General features: G+C 34.1%; 14 protein-coding genes and 1 tRNA gene. 9 read left to right on the top strand and 6 right to left on the bottom strand.

Translation table 11 applies throughout. From position 1 onward, the window contains the following. Nucleotides 1-291, top strand: a 291-nt coding sequence (locus tag GA0061080_RS09860) for an integrase core domain-containing protein (RefSeq protein ID WP_141683133.1), incomplete at its 5' end; no start/stop codon positions are given. Nucleotides 292-452: 161 nt separating this feature from the next. Continuing rightward, a complete protein-coding gene (locus GA0061080_RS09855; RefSeq protein WP_091124904.1) occupies nt 453-1310 on the top strand; it encodes a carboxylate/amino acid/amine transporter in 858 nt (285 codons plus the stop codon). Nucleotides 1311-1320: 10 nt separating this feature from the next. Here GA0061080_RS09855 and GA0061080_RS09850 read toward each other — a convergent pair whose 3' ends face one another. After that, complete coding sequence (locus GA0061080_RS09850) at nt 1321-2265, bottom strand: AEC family transporter (RefSeq protein ID WP_167349218.1); 945 nt, start codon at nt 2263-2265, stop codon at nt 1321-1323. Between the two features lie 26 nt (nt 2266-2291). Next, entirely contained in the window at nt 2292-3065 is a 774-nt protein-coding gene (gene yaaA, locus GA0061080_RS09845) for a peroxide stress protein YaaA (protein ID WP_091124896.1), read from the bottom strand. Between the two features lie 73 nt (nt 3066-3138). Between yaaA and GA0061080_RS09840 the strand changes: the two genes are divergently transcribed. Further along, nucleotides 3139-3366: a YccJ family protein gene (locus GA0061080_RS09840; RefSeq protein ID WP_091124893.1), complete on the top strand. Its 228-nt coding sequence runs from the start codon at nt 3139-3141 to the stop codon at nt 3364-3366. Between the two features lie 6 nt (nt 3367-3372). Beyond that, nucleotides 3373-4290 carry a ribonuclease Z gene (gene rnz, locus GA0061080_RS09835; protein WP_091124890.1) on the top strand — a complete coding sequence of 306 codons (918 nt, stop codon included), beginning with the start codon at nt 3373-3375 and terminating at the stop codon, nt 4288-4290. A gap of 49 nt (nt 4291-4339) precedes the next feature. Here rnz and argE read toward each other — a convergent pair whose 3' ends face one another. Next, complete coding sequence (gene argE, locus GA0061080_RS09830; protein WP_091124888.1) at nt 4340-5503, bottom strand: acetylornithine deacetylase; 1164 nt, start codon at nt 5501-5503, stop codon at nt 4340-4342. A gap of 262 nt (nt 5504-5765) precedes the next feature. Here argE and GA0061080_RS09825 point away from each other — a divergent pair, with 262 nt between their 5' ends. The 5 genes from GA0061080_RS09825 (at nt 5766) to GA0061080_RS09805 (ending at nt 13317) form a co-directional block, all read left to right on the top strand. Continuing rightward, nucleotides 5766-6287 carry a DUF2867 domain-containing protein gene (locus GA0061080_RS09825; protein ID WP_091124885.1) on the top strand — a complete coding sequence of 174 codons (522 nt, stop codon included), beginning with the start codon at nt 5766-5768 and terminating at the stop codon, nt 6285-6287. A gap of 267 nt (nt 6288-6554) precedes the next feature. Continuing rightward, the gene (locus GA0061080_RS09820; RefSeq protein ID WP_091124881.1) at nt 6555-7628 is read left to right on the top strand and encodes an HlyD family secretion protein; all 1074 of its coding nucleotides are present in this window, start codon (nt 6555-6557) and stop codon (nt 7626-7628) included. Nucleotides 7629-7641: 13 nt separating this feature from the next. Continuing rightward, entirely contained in the window at nt 7642-10440 is a 2799-nt protein-coding gene (gene rbbA / locus GA0061080_RS09815; protein ID WP_091124878.1) for a ribosome-associated ATPase/putative transporter RbbA, read from the top strand. 5 nt (nt 10441-10445) lie between these two features. Then, a complete protein-coding gene (locus tag GA0061080_RS09810) occupies nt 10446-11576 on the top strand; it encodes an ABC-2 transporter permease (RefSeq protein WP_091124874.1) in 1131 nt (376 codons plus the stop codon). Nucleotides 11577-12333: 757 nt separating this feature from the next. Then, nucleotides 12334-13317 (top strand): AEC family transporter, encoded by a 984-nt coding sequence (locus tag GA0061080_RS09805; RefSeq protein ID WP_091124870.1) that lies wholly within the window; start codon nt 12334-12336, stop codon nt 13315-13317. Between the two features lie 970 nt (nt 13318-14287). Here the strand turns inward: GA0061080_RS09805 and GA0061080_RS09795 are convergent. The 3 genes from GA0061080_RS09795 to GA0061080_RS09785 form a co-directional block, all read right to left on the bottom strand. Then, nucleotides 14288-14364 (bottom strand) — tRNA-Arg (locus GA0061080_RS09795). Between the two features lie 613 nt (nt 14365-14977). Beyond that, complete coding sequence (locus tag GA0061080_RS09790; protein WP_091124863.1) at nt 14978-15232, bottom strand: pyocin activator PrtN family protein; 255 nt, start codon at nt 15230-15232, stop codon at nt 14978-14980. Nucleotides 15233-15274: 42 nt separating this feature from the next. Further along, entirely contained in the window at nt 15275-15727 is a 453-nt protein-coding gene (locus tag GA0061080_RS09785; RefSeq protein WP_091124859.1) for a 3'-5' exoribonuclease domain-containing protein, read from the bottom strand. Between the last annotated feature and the right edge of the window lie 95 nt (nt 15728-15822).

The following is a 15822-nucleotide window of genomic DNA, read 5'->3' as shown; positions in this document are numbered from 1 at the left end:
CGCGGTAAAGAGTTTGATAATCGGTTATTAGCGGATTGTTTTAAGACATTTAATATCACGCATTCATTAAGCAAGAAAGGATGTCCTTATGATAATGCGGTAGCGGAAGCGACATTTAAAACAATTAAAACGGAATTTGTAAAAGGCCAACGTTTTAACTCAACGGCTGAGTTACAACGCGCTTTTTCGGCTTATGCTTATTGGTATAATCATAAACGATTACATTCTTCGTTAGGCTACTTGCCTCCCGTTGAATTTAAAAAACACTTACCCCTTAATTTTTTTGTTTGAAAATGTGTTGCCATTCCATATTTTAATCATAAAGTCTCAACAACTCGGCGTTTTCCTACGTGTAACTTTATGTTGTAATCAATTTTTACAATATAAAGTTTACAACTATCAAGTGAATTGATACGATGCAATTCATTTATCATTGTTTATATGAATTAATTATGGTTTACCTTATTTTTGTAACGATTATTTGGTCGTTTTCGTTTAGTTTTATTGGTGTTTATATCAGTGGACAGGTTGATACTTGGTTTGCTGTGGTTATGCGCGTTTTGTTAGCATTTATTATCTTTTTTCCTTTTTTACGCTTTAAAAATATTAAGCTTAAAACCATGTTTCTTTTAATGGGTGTTGGGGCTTGTCAATTAGGGATTATGTACTTTTTTTATTATAATTCCTTCCAATATATTTCGGTACCTGAAGTGTTGCTATTTACTATTTTTACACCAATTTATGTCACGGTTATTTATGATTTATTGCAAGGTCATCCATTAAGATTGAGTTACCTTTTTACGGCAATAATAGCAGTTATTGGTGCTGCTATTATTCGTTATGATCATATTAGTGCCAACTTTATTATTGGTTTTTTATTAATTCAAGGGGCCAATATTGTTTTTGCTTTAGGGCAAGTAGGATATAAAAGGATTATGGAAATTTACCCAATGCCACAACATCAAGCCTTTGCATGGGTTTATTTTGGTGCGGTGATTGTTGCTGCTTTGGGGTGGGTGTTATTTGGCAATTGGTCAAAATTACCCACAACTCATTTACAATGGGGTATTATTGTTTGGCTTGGTGTTATTGCGTCAGGTTTATGTTATTTTTTATGGAATTTTGGTGCAACCAAAGTCGATTCGGGGACTTTGGCAATTATGAATAATGTGGTTATCCCAACGGGGATTTTAGTAAATGTAGTGATTTGGCACCAATCCATTGATTGGTTACGTTTTTTATTGGGTAGTGTTGTTATTGTTTTGGCATTGTTGCTGCACTACAAAATCAAAAAACGTGTTGTGCATTAATTTGCCCACCTTAAGGTAAATGCGTCATAATTGATAAAATCAACGGCGTTGTGATAGAGGACAATGCCGTTGATATTAACAAACTCGAAGCAATTGGGCCTTGTAAAACTTGAAATTGCCGTGCCATCATATAACAATTTATCGCAATTGATACTGAACTGAGTAATACAACTACTTGTAATTCTAATGTTGGTAAGCCAATTAATTTGCCTAAAATATAAGTTGCTATGGGTAATATGGCCAATTTTAATGAACAAATTGCCGTTGTTACTAGAAGTTTATCGCGAATTTTGTACTCTGCCAGTCCCATACCTAGCACAATGAGTGAGAGCGGTGCAGTCATATCACTGACCATTTTTGTTGATTGATTGATAAATTTGGGCATAGGTAATCCAATATAATTTACGACAATCCCAGTGAAAATACCTATAATAATAGGATTTTTTGATACGTTTTTTAATGCTTTGATAAAGCTTTGCCCAGAAAATTTCCCCATTTGGACAAATTCAATTGATACCGTAGCAAGTGTCCATAAAATAAGCGCGTTGAATATAACAATAATAGCAACAATAGGGATGGCTTTGTCGCCAAGTAGCATTTTGATAATAGGAATACCAACAAATACAGTATTAGTATAAATTCCTCCCATAGCAAAAAGTGTACTTTCTGAACCATTTAATTTAAATAACTTTGACGCAATCAGGCAGCCAAACGCAAAAATAACAAATGAAGCACCAAAAAAGACAAGTAACACGTTTATATCGATCTGTGATTGTTCAGAAAAGTGGCTCATGATCTGAAACAGCATAATCGGAAACGCTATATAAAAGGTAAATTTGGTTAAGCTGTCGGTCACTGCTTTTTGCCAACGACCAATTTTAACGGCTAAAAAACCTAATAAAATCAAAATAAATAGGGGGAGAGTAGATAAAAACTGTGCCCATAATGTGGTCAAAAATTCCATTGCTATTTTTTATTCTTTTATTTGTGATTACGAATGAAGTACCATTCTAATTCAGTTGATCGTTTAGAATCAAACTGATAGCCCTCTAGATTAAAACTTTTAATATCATCACTATTTTCAATACTATTTTTTATAATGTATCGACTCATAAGTCCACGCGCTTTTTTGGCATAAAAACTGATAACTTTATAGGTGTCTTTACTTTGATCTAAAAAGATCGGTTGGATTATGGTAGCGTTTAGCTGTTTGGTTTTAATCGCTTTGAAATATTCATTTGATGCTAAATTAATGAGCGTTCGATTTTTTGACTTAGTCAGCTCACCGTTTAAATGGTTGGTTAATTGGTCACCCCAAAATTGATAAAGATTGCTGTTATTACCATTTTTTAACCGTATTCCCATTTCTAAACGGTAAGGTTGAATCAAATCTAGTGGCCTTAATATGCCGTAAAGCCCTGATAGTATGCGTAAATGGTTTTGTGCAAACTCGATCTCTTTATGAGTAAAATCTTCAACATGCAATCCTTCGTAAACATCACCTTTAAAAGCAAGTATTGCTTGCCTTGCGTTTTTAAGATTAAAATCACAATGCCAGTTTTGAAAGCGTTCATAGTTAAGTTCGGCCAATTTTGGGCTTATTGACATTAATGCAGCGAGATCTTTAGAGCTTAGCTTTTTACAGTCTTCAATTAAATTTTTAGACTGGTGTATAAATTGAGGCAAAGTGTTTTGTTTAGTAATTAACGGGCTTTGGTAATCAAGTGTTTTAGCTGGTGATATCACGGTAAGCATAAAAAATAACCTATTGCAATTTTCTTCAATTAGGCTTATTTTACACTTAATTTCATCATAAAGGGGTAATAAAATGAACTCAACCAAAAAAGATATACATGATATCCGTGCTTGGGCAACTGTTCGTGATACATCAATAGAAATTGCCGAAGCGATTTTTGAACTTGCTAATCATGATCAAGTACTTGCCGAACAAATTTGGTCAGAAGGTAGTGATGAAGTCTTAAAACGTGCTTTTGCTAAAACAAATGCCGATAAACTGTTTTGGGGTGAACAAACCATCGAACGTAAAAATATTTAGGTCGTTATGAATTTAACTTTTTTAGGAACAAGCGCTGGGTCTCCAACTGCGCAGCGCAATGTCAGCAGTATGCTGTTAGATCTTAGGCAAGAGCAACATGGATTATGGCTTTTTGATTGTGGTGAATCAACTCAAATGCAAATGCAAAAAGCCAAATTTAGCCTTGCCAAACTTGAGGTTATTTTTTTAACACATTTGCATGGCGATCATTTATTTGGTTTACCCGGCGTATTAACCACGCGTTCTTTGATGCAAAATCAATCGCCATTAACTTTAATTGCACCGAAAGGGATTAAGCAATTTATCGAAACCGTGATCGAAATTAGCTACTCTTGGTTAACTTATTCTCTTAATATTATTGAGCTTGAACAAGACAGAACTGTTTTTGAAGATGAACGGTTCCGAGTGGAAGCTAAATTATTAAAACACCGCGTGCCGTGTTTTGGTTATCGCATTATTGAAAAAGATCTGCTAGCCCAGCTTGATATCGATAAATTAAAACAAGATAACATTCAGGTTGGTTCTTATTATAATGATCTAAAAAAGGGTAAAACAATAACTTTAGATGATGGGCGCATTATCCGTGCTGTTGATTATCAAACTAAAATAAAAAAGGGAAAAAAGCTTGCTATTTTAGGTGATACTATACCTTGCCAAGCGTCAATTACGCTTGCTAGCGATGTAGATTTGCTTGTTCATGAAGCAACACAAGAAAATGCACTAGAAGACAAAGCAATCGAACGCGGGCACTCGACAACCGTTCATGCTGCAACCATTGCTAAACAAGCCAATGCCAAGCGACTTATTATGACACATATTAGTCCTAGATATAGTTTAGATGATAATAATAAATTGGTTAATGAAGCAAGAAGCGTTTTTGCTAATACTGAAATTGCTACCGATTTTTCAACATTCACTATTTAATCTATTTTGCCTTTTCGCCGACATTGTCGGCGTTTGCATAATTTACTTTCTAAAGGCAAAAATCCTTAATCAATTGTTTTATTGCCGTTTTAGTTGGTTTTAAAAAGTCCATTGAAATGAACTCATCGGGCTGGTGTGCTTGCTCAATTGAACCTGGGCCTAATACAATCGTTGGTGAAATTTGGTTTAGGTAGGGGGCTTCGGTGCTGTAATTAACTGTTTGTGCACTATGGCCGACTAACGTTTCAATATGTTGTAATACGGGGTGATCTTTTTTACATTCATAACCAGGAATTGGGGCGACTTCATATTCAATGGCAATTCGATTTGGGTATTTATCCATAACGGGTTGTAGTGCTTCACAAAGTGCATGATACAGTGAATCAACATCATTATTAGGTAAGACACGAATATCAATCACCAGTTCACAACAACCGCAAATACGATTAGCGGCGTCGCCGCCGTGAATAACGCCTAAATTTAGGGTAGGGTAAGGCACACTAAACCCATCATTATGATATTGTTCTTTGAATTTTTGTTTGAGTACCAATAAGCGATCAATAACTAAATTCATCACCTCGATAGCGTTAATGCCTTTATCGGGATCGCTCGAATGTCCTGATTTACCAATTACTTTAATGGAATTAGAGATAAATCCTTTATGTGCTCTGATAGGGATTAACGATGTTGGTTCGCCAATAATAGTACAGTCAGGTTGTAATTTGGTATTTTGGGCAAAAAATGCGGCACCAGCCATTGAAGTTTCTTCATCAGCAGTTGCAAGAACATAAATCGGTTTACTCAATGTTTTAAGGTCAATATCACGCAGAGCATCTAAAATAAAGGCAAAAAAACCTTTCATGTCGGCAGTACCAAGCCCGTATAGTTTGTTATTTTCTTCGGTTAGTTTAAAGGGATCTTTAGTCCATTGTCCTTCATCAAATGGAACGGTGTCACTGTGTCCACTTAGCAATAAACCGCCTTGTGTTGTATTTTCGCTATTGGAATAAGTGGCTAGCATGTTAAATTTGTGGCGAGTATTAGGAACAGGTTGAATATCAACCGTAAAACCTAAATCTTCAAACCAAGTGGCTAACTTTTCAATAAGTGGTTGGTTTGAATAATCTAATTCTTCGTTAGTGACATTACTGATTGTTGGAGTCGAGATAAGCTCATTGTAGAGCGTTAAAAAAGAGGGAAGTGCCATAAACATCACCTTTAAATGATAAATTGAAGATATGCCTTTTATAAGGTTATAAGAATAGCATTTACATTATTTTTTGCATATAGCTAACCACGTTGTTTCAATTAATGTTTTAATCTAGGTAGAATTCAATATGTACATTAATTAATGCATAGTTAGCTGATTAGGAGTTAAATTGACTGCTAAATTTGTTGAATGTGGTGTTTTTTTATGATTTTTATTCATGTTTTAGATAAGCATTTTATATAATAGGAGGAAGGGGAATAATTATATGAAAAATAAACAAAACAATATTATAAAAGTACGGCAAACATTACCTGATAATGTAAGCTTTATTGCAGAAGAAATCGATTATTTAGATTGTCAAAAAAAAGATATTTCTAAAAAATTGACAGCCTATGAAGCTTATAAAATGATGACATCTTATCAACCTAGATGGCTAAAAATACTCTTTAAAATAAGGGATTGTTTAGTGAAATTAATCGGTGTCAAAGCGATTAATGGATTTGATAGTTCTGCGGAAGATAAGCATCAACCAGACGAAAGCAATATGGCCGATTTTTTTACCATAACAGAGGAAACCAACGATAAATTGACATTAGTTGTAAAAGATTGCCATTTAGATGTTTGTGTTTGTATTCGTGTTGTAGATAAAGGTAATGACATAAGTAAAAATACAGTATATTTAATTGCATCAGTTAAAAATCACAATATCTGGGGGAAATTATATATGTTACCCGTTGCTATTTTACATCCTTATATTGTTAATAAATTATTTGAAAATATAAAATAATAAGTCTTTTATTATAAATAACTTATCAATTTGCAATGAGCATATCAGCTTTATTGCATAATATAATGATGTTATTAATTTCAAATCTATAAATAAAATATAAAACCATCCAGCTTATTTTTTTAGCTTTTATTGCGATTATTTTATGAACAGATATTATTTGCCATAAACATTTGATATTATTTAATCAATAAAATTATAGCCTATAACGATTTGTTATTTCGTTAAGCTTTGTTATAAATCACTTTAAAATATAAGGTGTTATTCATGAAACAAATAAGCAAAAAATGGATCATTATTACAGTCGTTATTGTCGCTATCGTTCTTATTTTATGGCAACAATTAAAAACAGACGGGTATGGTGCGGACTTTGCCAGTGGCAATGGACGCATTGAAGCGACCGAAATCAATATTTCGGCAAAATTAGCTGGCAGAATCGAGAAAATTAACGTTGATGAAGGCGATTTTGTTAAAGCAGGACAACCACTTGTTGTTATGCAAACTGATACCTTACAAGCGCAATTAAATGAAGCACAAGCGCAATATGGGCAAGCAATAAGTAATGAGATAAGCGCTCAAGCACAAGTGGCATTAAAAATGAGCGATAAAGTTGCTGCTCAAGCAGGTGTAAGTCAGCGTGAAAGCGATGTAGATATTGCATCTAAGCATTTACAACGAACTGTCACGCTTTATCAAAAAGGCGCATTATCTATACAACAATTCGATGATGATACTGCTAAATTTAATAGCGCTAAAGCGGCGTTAGATTCTGCAAAATCGCAAGTTACCGCAGCAGATGCTGCAATTGCCGTTGCTCAGGCTGGTCTTGATAGTGCTAAAGCTGCGATCAATGTTGCCAGTGCTAATATAAGACAAATACAAGCAGATATTGATGATAGTACTTTAGTTGCTCCTGTTGATGGGCGTATTCAGTATCGTATTGCACAGTTAGGCGAGGTTTTACCATCTGGTGGTAAGGTTTTGAATTTAGTAAATCTTTATGATGTTTATTTGACTTTCTTTTTACCAGAAACAGTGGCTGGAAAAGTGGCTATTGGTGACGAAGTTAGGCTTATTTTAGATGCGTTACCAGATAAAGCTATTTCAGCCAAAATTTCGTTTGTTTCAAGTGTTGCACAATTTACGCCAAAAACGGTTGAAACAAAAGATGAACGTCAAAAGCTGATGTTTAGAGTTAAAGCGCAATTAAGCCCTGAATTATTAAAATGTTTTATAAATCAAGTTAAAACCGGTTTACCTGGTGTAGCTTGGGTTAAACTTGATCCTAAAACGCCGTGGCCAGATGGCTTATCTGATATTGCAAAATGTCCAACCGAATAATTGGAGATAGCATATGTCAGATTCAGACAATAAGGATTTAGTTTTATTAAATGAAGCTAAATCCATTGATGATGCTGTGGTAAAGGTAAGCAATGTTACACTGCATTACCAAAAAAACTGTGCACTTAATAATATTAATTTAGCCATTCCACCAAGGTGTATGGTGGGGTTTATTGGGCCTGATGGGGTGGGCAAATCTAGCTTGTTATCGCTAATTGCAGGGGCACATGTTATTCAAGATGGTTTAGTGTATGTCTTAGACGGTGATATGAAAGACAAATCACACCGCAAAAATGTCTGTTCGCGCATTGCCTATATGCCGCAAGGATTAGGCAAAAATCTTTATCCGACTTTGTCTGTTGAAGAAAACTTGCAATTTTTTGCTCGTTTATTTGGCAATGATGCAGCAGAGCGTCGCCGTCGGATTGATGAATTAACGCATAGCACTGGGCTTTACCCTTTTTTATCAAGACCTGCAGGGCGTTTGTCAGGTGGAATGAAGCAAAAAGTAAGCTTATGTTCAGCGTTAATTCATGATCCTGATCTTTTGATTTTAGATGAACCAACCACAGGGGTTGATCCCCTTTCCAGAGCGCAATTTTGGCAGTTAATCAACAAAATTCGTGAACAAAGACCCCAAATGAGTGTGATTGTTGCAACAGCCTACATGGACGAAGCTCAAAATTTTGATTGGTTGGTGGCAATGTATGGCGGTAAGATTCTTGAAACTGGCACACCAAAATCCTTACTAGCTAAGACAGGAAAAGATAATTTAGATGATGCATTCATTCAGCTAATGCCAGAAAGTGCTAGACAAGGTTATCAAACTGTCGAAATTCCACCTTTAGATCTTAATAAAGATTTGCAAACAGCCATAGAAGCAAAAGATTTAACTAAACAATTTGGTAATTTTATCGCAGTTGATCATGTTAATTTTTCAATTAAACAAGGTGAAATATTTGGCTTTTTAGGTTCAAATGGCTGTGGTAAATCAACCACCATGAAAATGTTAACGGGTTTATTGCCGATTTCATCAGGAGAAGCATGGTTATTTGGTAAACCTGTTGATGCTAGTGATATTAACGTTAGGCGTCATTTGGGGTATATGTCTCAGGCATTTTCCTTATATAGTGAATTAACGGTTAAACAAAATTTAGTTCTACATGCACGCCTGTTTGGTATTGAAGAAAGTAAAATACCTGCCCGCGTTGAAGAATTACTAAAACGTTTTGGTTTAGAACAAGATGCAGAAAATCTACCCGATAGCTTACCTTTAGGGGTAAAGCAACGGCTTTCATTGTCAGTTGCGGTTGTGCATAATCCACAAATTCTTATCCTTGATGAACCAACATCCGGCGTTGACCCCATTGCTCGAGATGATTTTTGGCGTTTGATCATTGAATTGTCTAGAAAAGACAAAGTCACCGTATTTATTACAACTCACTTTATGAATGAGGCTGCAAGGTGCGACAGAATTTCATTAATGCATGCAGGTAAAGTGTTAGCAAGTGATACACCTGATAATATCATCAGCGCTAAAAAGGCGAAAACATTAGAAGAAGCATTTATTCGTTATCTTGTCGATGCAGGGGCTGATGATAGTCACAATGAAGAACAAACAACCGAAGCGCCAAAAGCCATAACCAATAGCACTACTGAAATATCACAAAATAATCACTTTCAAGGATTTAGTTTTACACGCCTGATAGGTTGCTTATGGCGTGAAACGCTTGAATTATCACGCGATCCGTTACGGGCATTATTAGCGTTATTAGGTTCAGCAATTTTAATGTTGGTTATGGGGTACGGTATTACAATGGATGTTGAAGATCTGCGTTTTGCAGTGCTTGATCGCGATCAAAGTGTCATTAGTCAAAATTATACGCTTAATTTATCAGGCTCTAAACGTTATTTTATTGAAAGGGCACCTATCACTGATTATAACGATATGGATGCACGGTTACGCAGTAATGACATTGCTTTAGCGATTGAAATTCCGCCGAATTTTGGCCGTGATATACAACGTGGCGATCCTGTTGATATTGCAATTTGGATTGATGGTGCTATGCCGCTGCGGGCAGAAACAATTAAAGGCTATGTGCAAGGAATGCATCTTGCTTGGCTAAGTGAAAAAGTAAAAGAAGTAACAGGAAAATCATCTACTATCTTAGCAAATATAGAAACACGCTACCGTTATAACCCTGATATCAAAAGCTTGCCATCTATGGTGCCGGCGGTTATGCCGATTTTATTATTAATGATTCCTTCAATGTTAGCAGCGTTATCGGTCGTGCGTGAAAAAGAGATGGGATCGATTATCAACTTATATGTAACACCAGTAACAAAAGCCGAATTTTTGTTAGGTAAACAAGTACCTTATATTGTTATTTCCATGTTTAGCTTTTTATTGTTGCTATTTATGGCAATCACCATTTTTGGTGTTCCAGTAAAAGGCAGTTTGTTTACACTATGCCTTGCTGCGTTTGCTTATTGTATTATTTCTACTGGCTTTGGTTTATTGGCGTCAACGGTCACACGTAGCCAAATTGCGGTTATCTTTTTAACTTGCGTAGGTACAATGCTACCCGCTATTCAATTTTCAGGGCTGTTAAATCCCGTTGCATCATTAGAAGGCGGAGGTCGTTACATTGGTGAAATCTACCCAACAACGCATATGCTAATTATTGCTCGTGGTGTATTTAACAAAGCACTCGGCTTTATGGATTTGCATAATTCGATATTTATTTTATTGGTCACAATCCCCATTGTTCTTGGGGCAAGTATTTTTCTTCTTAAAAAACAAGAAGGATAGATATTATGCAAATTTTAATTAATATTTATCGCTTAGGAATAAAAGAGTTATGGGGATTATTGCGTGATCCTATCATGTTATTATTAATAGCTTATTGCTTTACCTTTGATATCTATATTGCTGCAACAGCAACCTCTGATTCGTTACATCATGCCTCGATTGCCGTTGTTGATGAAGACAACTCTCCCTTATCAAGGCAAATTATTGCAGCTTTTTATCCACCAATGTTCAATACTCCCGTTAAATTATATTCAATGAATGATGTCGATCGTGGCATGGATACTGATAAATACACTTTTGCGTTGAATATTCCCCCTAATTTTCAGCGCGATGTGCTCAATAACCAAAGCCCAGAAATTCAACTCAACATAGACGCAACCAGAATGGGGCAGGCATTTGTTGGTAATGGCTACATAATGCAGATTATTACAGGCGAGGTGGCTGAATATGTTAATCGTTACAGTAAAGTCACGAATTTGCCTGTTAACATACAAGTACATACCGCATTTAATCCTAATTTAACTCGTTCTTGGTTTGGTTCGGTAATGGAAATCATCAATATAGTGACAACACTCTCAATTATTTTAACTGGCGCTGCTTTAATGAAAGAGCGGGAACATGGAACGATTGATCACCTGCTTGCTATGCCTGTCACACCATTTGAAATTATGATATCGAAAGTATGGTCAATGGGGCTTGTTGTCTTAATATCAACTTGGGTTGCATTGTTACTGGTTGTTCATGGCTGGTTAAATGTGCCTATTGCTGGTTCGGTCAGCTTGTTTTTAGTAGGAGCGGCATTGCATCTTTTTGTTACAACGTCACTTGGTGTTTTTATGGCAACCGTTGCTAAATCAACCGCCCAATTTGCAATGTTACTAATTTTAGTTTTATTACCACTACAAATGCTATCAGGTGGCAGTACACCACGAGAAAGTATGCCCGAAATAGTTCAAAATATTATGATGTTTGCACCAACAACGCATTTTGTTGAATTAGGGCAGGCGATACTTTATCGTGGCGCTGGCTTAAGTGTGGTTTGGAGTTCGTTTGCGTGGTTATTGGCAATTGGTACTGTATTCTTTTTAATTGCTTTAAGACGGTTTCGTAGTTCAATTGTCAATATGGGATCATAACATCTTTTAATCACTAAAAGGGGTGTTTTAATAGAAATAAAAAAGCGAATAAGATGTTTTAAGTTAAATCAGCTTAAATTACATTATGCATTTTACAATCAATAAATGATTTACATTATGTTAATCATTTATTGATTGTTGATAAACAAATTTTTATCTATTGTTTTCTCTTTTTATCTTCATTATATAAACGTCAGAAAAATATTTTTGCGACAGTGATTTAATATAAGCAAATTAAATCAAATTATTAACTGTAATTTTAGTCTTTTTTATTGCAAATAAAGCACGATAAAAACCGTTATTTAGGGAATTTTTGTGCAATATTAATTTTTACTATACTTTAACGTTTGTTTTTTTATTTTTCTTATTTGTTGTTTTTTAAAGAAAAACTTTTCTATTTCTCGTAAATAATAAGTTAAATGTTTCTGCTTTTTTGTGTTTTAAGGCAGTTAAGAAATCTTGGTTTACACAAGGCTTATAAGAATAAGTATAATGCCTTCAAGTTACGATATATTCATTGAAATAGAATAAAAGGTTTCTATATTAATAATGTCTTTTATTAAGTATGCTAAATGTGAAATAGCATTTAATAATATCAATTTACAATAAAGAAGAATGCCATTTTATATGTAATAAAATATATTTGATTTTGTACCTACTTATTTTAGCTCGGTCTATAAATATAATCTCTAATCTTAAGTTACCGACCATTACCGAATTTGTATTTTAAGTAATATTATTTTAGGAGTTTTAAAAAATGAATCTAATCTGGTTTGCAGTTGGGAAAGTTATAAGTTCTTGTCTTCCAGTTTTTTTGTTAATCTTTCTTGGTTGGTTCTGTGTACAAAAAGGTATTTTTACAAAAGATTCTAAAAAATTATTATCAGGACTAGTATCAAACTTTGTCTTTCCTGCATTGCTTTTTGTGCATACATCTCATGCCAAACCATCGCAGATATTTAATGGCATTTGGATGATAGCCTTTTTCTGCACTATGTCATTTTTATGGATAATTTGCTTTTTAACTAATAAATACATTTTGCATAAAGAGTTAAAGTCAACAGCGATGAATACCATGCTTTGTTGCTTTCCCAATATGGGCGGAATGGGAGTGCCTTTTTTAACGTTAATGCTTGGGGCCGCGTCTACCATTTCGGTCGCGATTGCTAATTTTGTTGTTGCATTATCATTGATTCCGATGACAATTTTCTTATTAGAATTATGTGATACTAAATTATCTGGTGGTAAAGTTACTGGTGATATGATCTTTAGTGCAGTAAAAAACTCACTCATGAAACCCATGTTTTTGGCTGTTATTTTAGGATTAATTGTGAGCATTACTGATGGTACTAAATGGTTACCGCATTTTGTATTTAACACTTTTGATATTATGTCTAATGCGTGTAATTTCATTTCGCTTATTGCGGTCGGTGTAGGTATTCACGGTGTTAAGTTAAAATTATCAAAACCATTAATGATCAACGTGGTTTTAAAAAGCTTTATTACACCAATTGTTGCACTTATTTCTGTGTATTTATTTGGTATCACAGGTATAGAGGCCGAAGAGTTAGTCTTCCTACTAGCCATGCCAACAGCATCAACAGCAGTAATTTTGGCTTATAATTGGAATGTTGAGCAAGAACAGGCTTCGAGCATTTTCTTTGCATCAACGGTTTTATCTATCTTTATTTTGCCAACGTTACTCCTTATTATGGACTTCACCGTTCCTGGTGTTGCTTAATAAATAAAATTATCCCTCTTCGTTTTACTTTAATTAAACGAAGAGGTTTATTATTAATTTAAATTATTGAATTGGTTATAAAGTTTAGTAGATATTTATAATTTTTTCATTTTGGATCGATAGATTCAATTATTTATTTGTAAATAGACCAAGTTTTCACTTCAATTATATTGAACAATAGGTGATTAATATAGTTTATATGTAGGAAAACGCCGAGTTGTTTACACTTCATGATTAAAATAATCCGCTAAAAATCATAAGATGTTTTTCCTGAAATCACTTTATGCGATTTAACCGTATGATAAAAATTAATCAAACGTTTAAGCTTTTGTTTTCTCTCTTTTGAATCGCTCAATATTGGCTGATTATGCTGTAACTCAATTCAAAGTTCGTATCACGTTTTCGGCTTTTCCATTAGTTTATGGGCAGGTGATTTTTACTTGATATACCAGTTATCACACAGTTTATCTAAATAAATCAATACCGTAGGATTTTTGTTAAAAAGTTTCAGGAATGTACTACGTTTATGTATAAAAACATTAAAAATCAAATAGATACTATCTAGCAAATATTCTCTAGTTTGCTGCTTGGTTTGATTTTTAAGTAAAGGCAAACTGTAGGTATCAACCTGTCGTATTTCACTTGGATAAGTTTTGTTATCGCCTTTAGCTTGCCGTCTTAATTTATTTTCAATGGTTTTTTCGATTTTAAACAAATGTTTAATACTCTAGCTGATGGTTTTATAACGTTCGTTCTTACTGGTTAAAGGAACAAAATGCTTTAGAGGGTAGTTACACTATTAATTTTTAACTTACAACACTCAACTCTATAATTATTAATAAACTAAGTTACAAATGCTTATTTTTCTTAATTGAACTAATAGCATAGTAGCAAAATAGATGCCTAGATCTAACTTAAGCAGTTAAATTTTGTAAAATACCGGGGAATTGATTTAAGTTATTGATTTTAATGGCGTCCCCTACAGGATTCGAACCTGTGACCTACGGCTTAGAAGGCCGTTGCTCTATCCAGCTGAGCTAAGGAGACGGAGATTTATTGGTTAAATCGGTGTGTATTATATAAGGCTATTTCAATTCGTCAATGATTTTTAATAGTTTATTGCGTTGAGTTAACAAAATATTGTCAGCTTATAAACAACTTGGTGTTTTTCTACAGTTTAATTGAACAATAAAGATTGCTATTTTCAGAAAATCGACTATGCCGTTCCAAAACAGGAAAGTCCCATAAGTCAGTTTATTATTGCATTTGGTGACAGAATTAACTGCCACTTTTAAAAAGTAAATATACAAGATTTAGCAAGGCTCTCTGTCTGCACGAATGTTTCCTCTATGATATAATAAGCTATAAATTATTTATCTTATCAGCATGGGATTCTGATAACGAAAAAATATATTAAATTGGACAAAAATAATCTTTTAAAATAATCAGTAAAAACAGCTATAAACATTGGTGTATCAATGAATTCAACAAAAAATAAATTTTCTATCGCTCCTATGCTTGATTGGACGAATAGATTTTGATTTTAAGGGGTTGACTTTATCTTGGGATCCTATTGGGTGCCTAACTGAAACCAATAAAACTATAAATATTCCATAAAAAACACTATTGTAAAATAAAAAAAGGGGCTAAAGCCCCAAAATTAACCATGAACATCTTTAAACTCTTTTCTTGCTATTTCTCGTTGTTTATCAATGTAGTCAGCAAGATCTTGTATGTGTACAATTCTCGGCGCTTTTTGTCCAGCATCTAATCTAAAAGATGGGATTGCAAGTTCACCACTACTGGCTTTTTTATTTGCTGTTGCTATTGTCATCCCCAAATAACGCTCGGCAATTTGAGATAAAGGAATTGTTGGCGTGTTAAATTCGGCCATCAAAAGAAATACTGTATTCATTTTTAATACTCCACTTTGTCTAATTTTGTCGTCATTTGCAATTTAACGATGTTTTGTTAATGTTTGATCTGTGGTTGCACACATTTGCTCTGCATCTCTCATTGCATCATGTAGTGCGTTGTGTTTTAAAAAATTAAATGACGATGTATAGTTTTCAATTTTCCCTTTTGCTGTTCGTGTTAATGCGTCAATATATGTTCTAACATCTCTGACTTGATAATATAACCACGGCGTTTGTAATGAATATTCATTGAATGCATTTTCTAAAATAATCGGGTCAAAATTTGTTCCTCTAAAATAAAATGCAATATCAGAGTTAATTTTTTTCCATTCATTTATTTTAGATATTAATTTCTTTAGAGCTTCTTCTAGGTGAGAATGCCCTGGTGCAGGGGATGCAATTTTTTTATCAACTTGAGATCTCCACCATTCTAGCGTTTCATTGCTGATCGTTCGGTTGGAATAAAATAATTGGTCTGGCAGGTCACATGACACGCAATAGTCTTTACTTAATCTGACATTTAAGTTATTTTATAACACAAAAAGGAGAGTCAGAAATGAATCAAACCGCCAAAATCATTAAACCTAAA

Source organism: Gilliamella intestini (assembly GCF_900094935.1).
GTDB classification, from domain to species: Bacteria; Pseudomonadota; Gammaproteobacteria; order Enterobacterales; family Orbaceae; genus Gilliamella; species Gilliamella intestini.
Note: the sequence above shows the minus strand (reverse complement) of the source record. Positions and strands in the feature narration are given on the sequence as shown.

Excerpts from the sequence above, each read along its gene's own strand:
- GA0061080_RS09790 (WP_091124863.1), bottom strand. The coding sequence starts at position 15,232 with ATGAATACAGTATTTCTTTTGATGGCCGAATTTAACACGCCAACAATT.
- argE (WP_091124888.1), bottom strand. The coding sequence starts at position 5,503 with ATGTTTATGGCACTTCCCTCTTTTTTAACGCTCTACAATGAGCTTATC.
- GA0061080_RS09810 (WP_091124874.1), top strand. The coding sequence starts at position 10,446 with ATGCAAATTTTAATTAATATTTATCGCTTAGGAATAAAAGAGTTATGG.
- GA0061080_RS09840 (WP_091124893.1), top strand. The coding sequence starts at position 3,139 with ATGAACTCAACCAAAAAAGATATACATGATATCCGTGCTTGGGCAACT.
- rnz (WP_091124890.1), top strand. The coding sequence starts at position 3,373 with ATGAATTTAACTTTTTTAGGAACAAGCGCTGGGTCTCCAACTGCGCAG.
- GA0061080_RS09855 (WP_091124904.1), top strand. The coding sequence starts at position 453 with ATGGTTTACCTTATTTTTGTAACGATTATTTGGTCGTTTTCGTTTAGT.
- rbbA (WP_091124878.1), top strand. The coding sequence starts at position 7,642 with ATGTCAGATTCAGACAATAAGGATTTAGTTTTATTAAATGAAGCTAAA.
- yaaA (WP_091124896.1), bottom strand. The coding sequence starts at position 3,065 with ATGCTTACCGTGATATCACCAGCTAAAACACTTGATTACCAAAGCCCG.
- GA0061080_RS09805 (WP_091124870.1), top strand. The coding sequence starts at position 12,334 with ATGAATCTAATCTGGTTTGCAGTTGGGAAAGTTATAAGTTCTTGTCTT.
- GA0061080_RS09825 (WP_091124885.1), top strand. The coding sequence starts at position 5,766 with ATGAAAAATAAACAAAACAATATTATAAAAGTACGGCAAACATTACCT.
- GA0061080_RS09820 (WP_091124881.1), top strand. The coding sequence starts at position 6,555 with ATGAAACAAATAAGCAAAAAATGGATCATTATTACAGTCGTTATTGTC.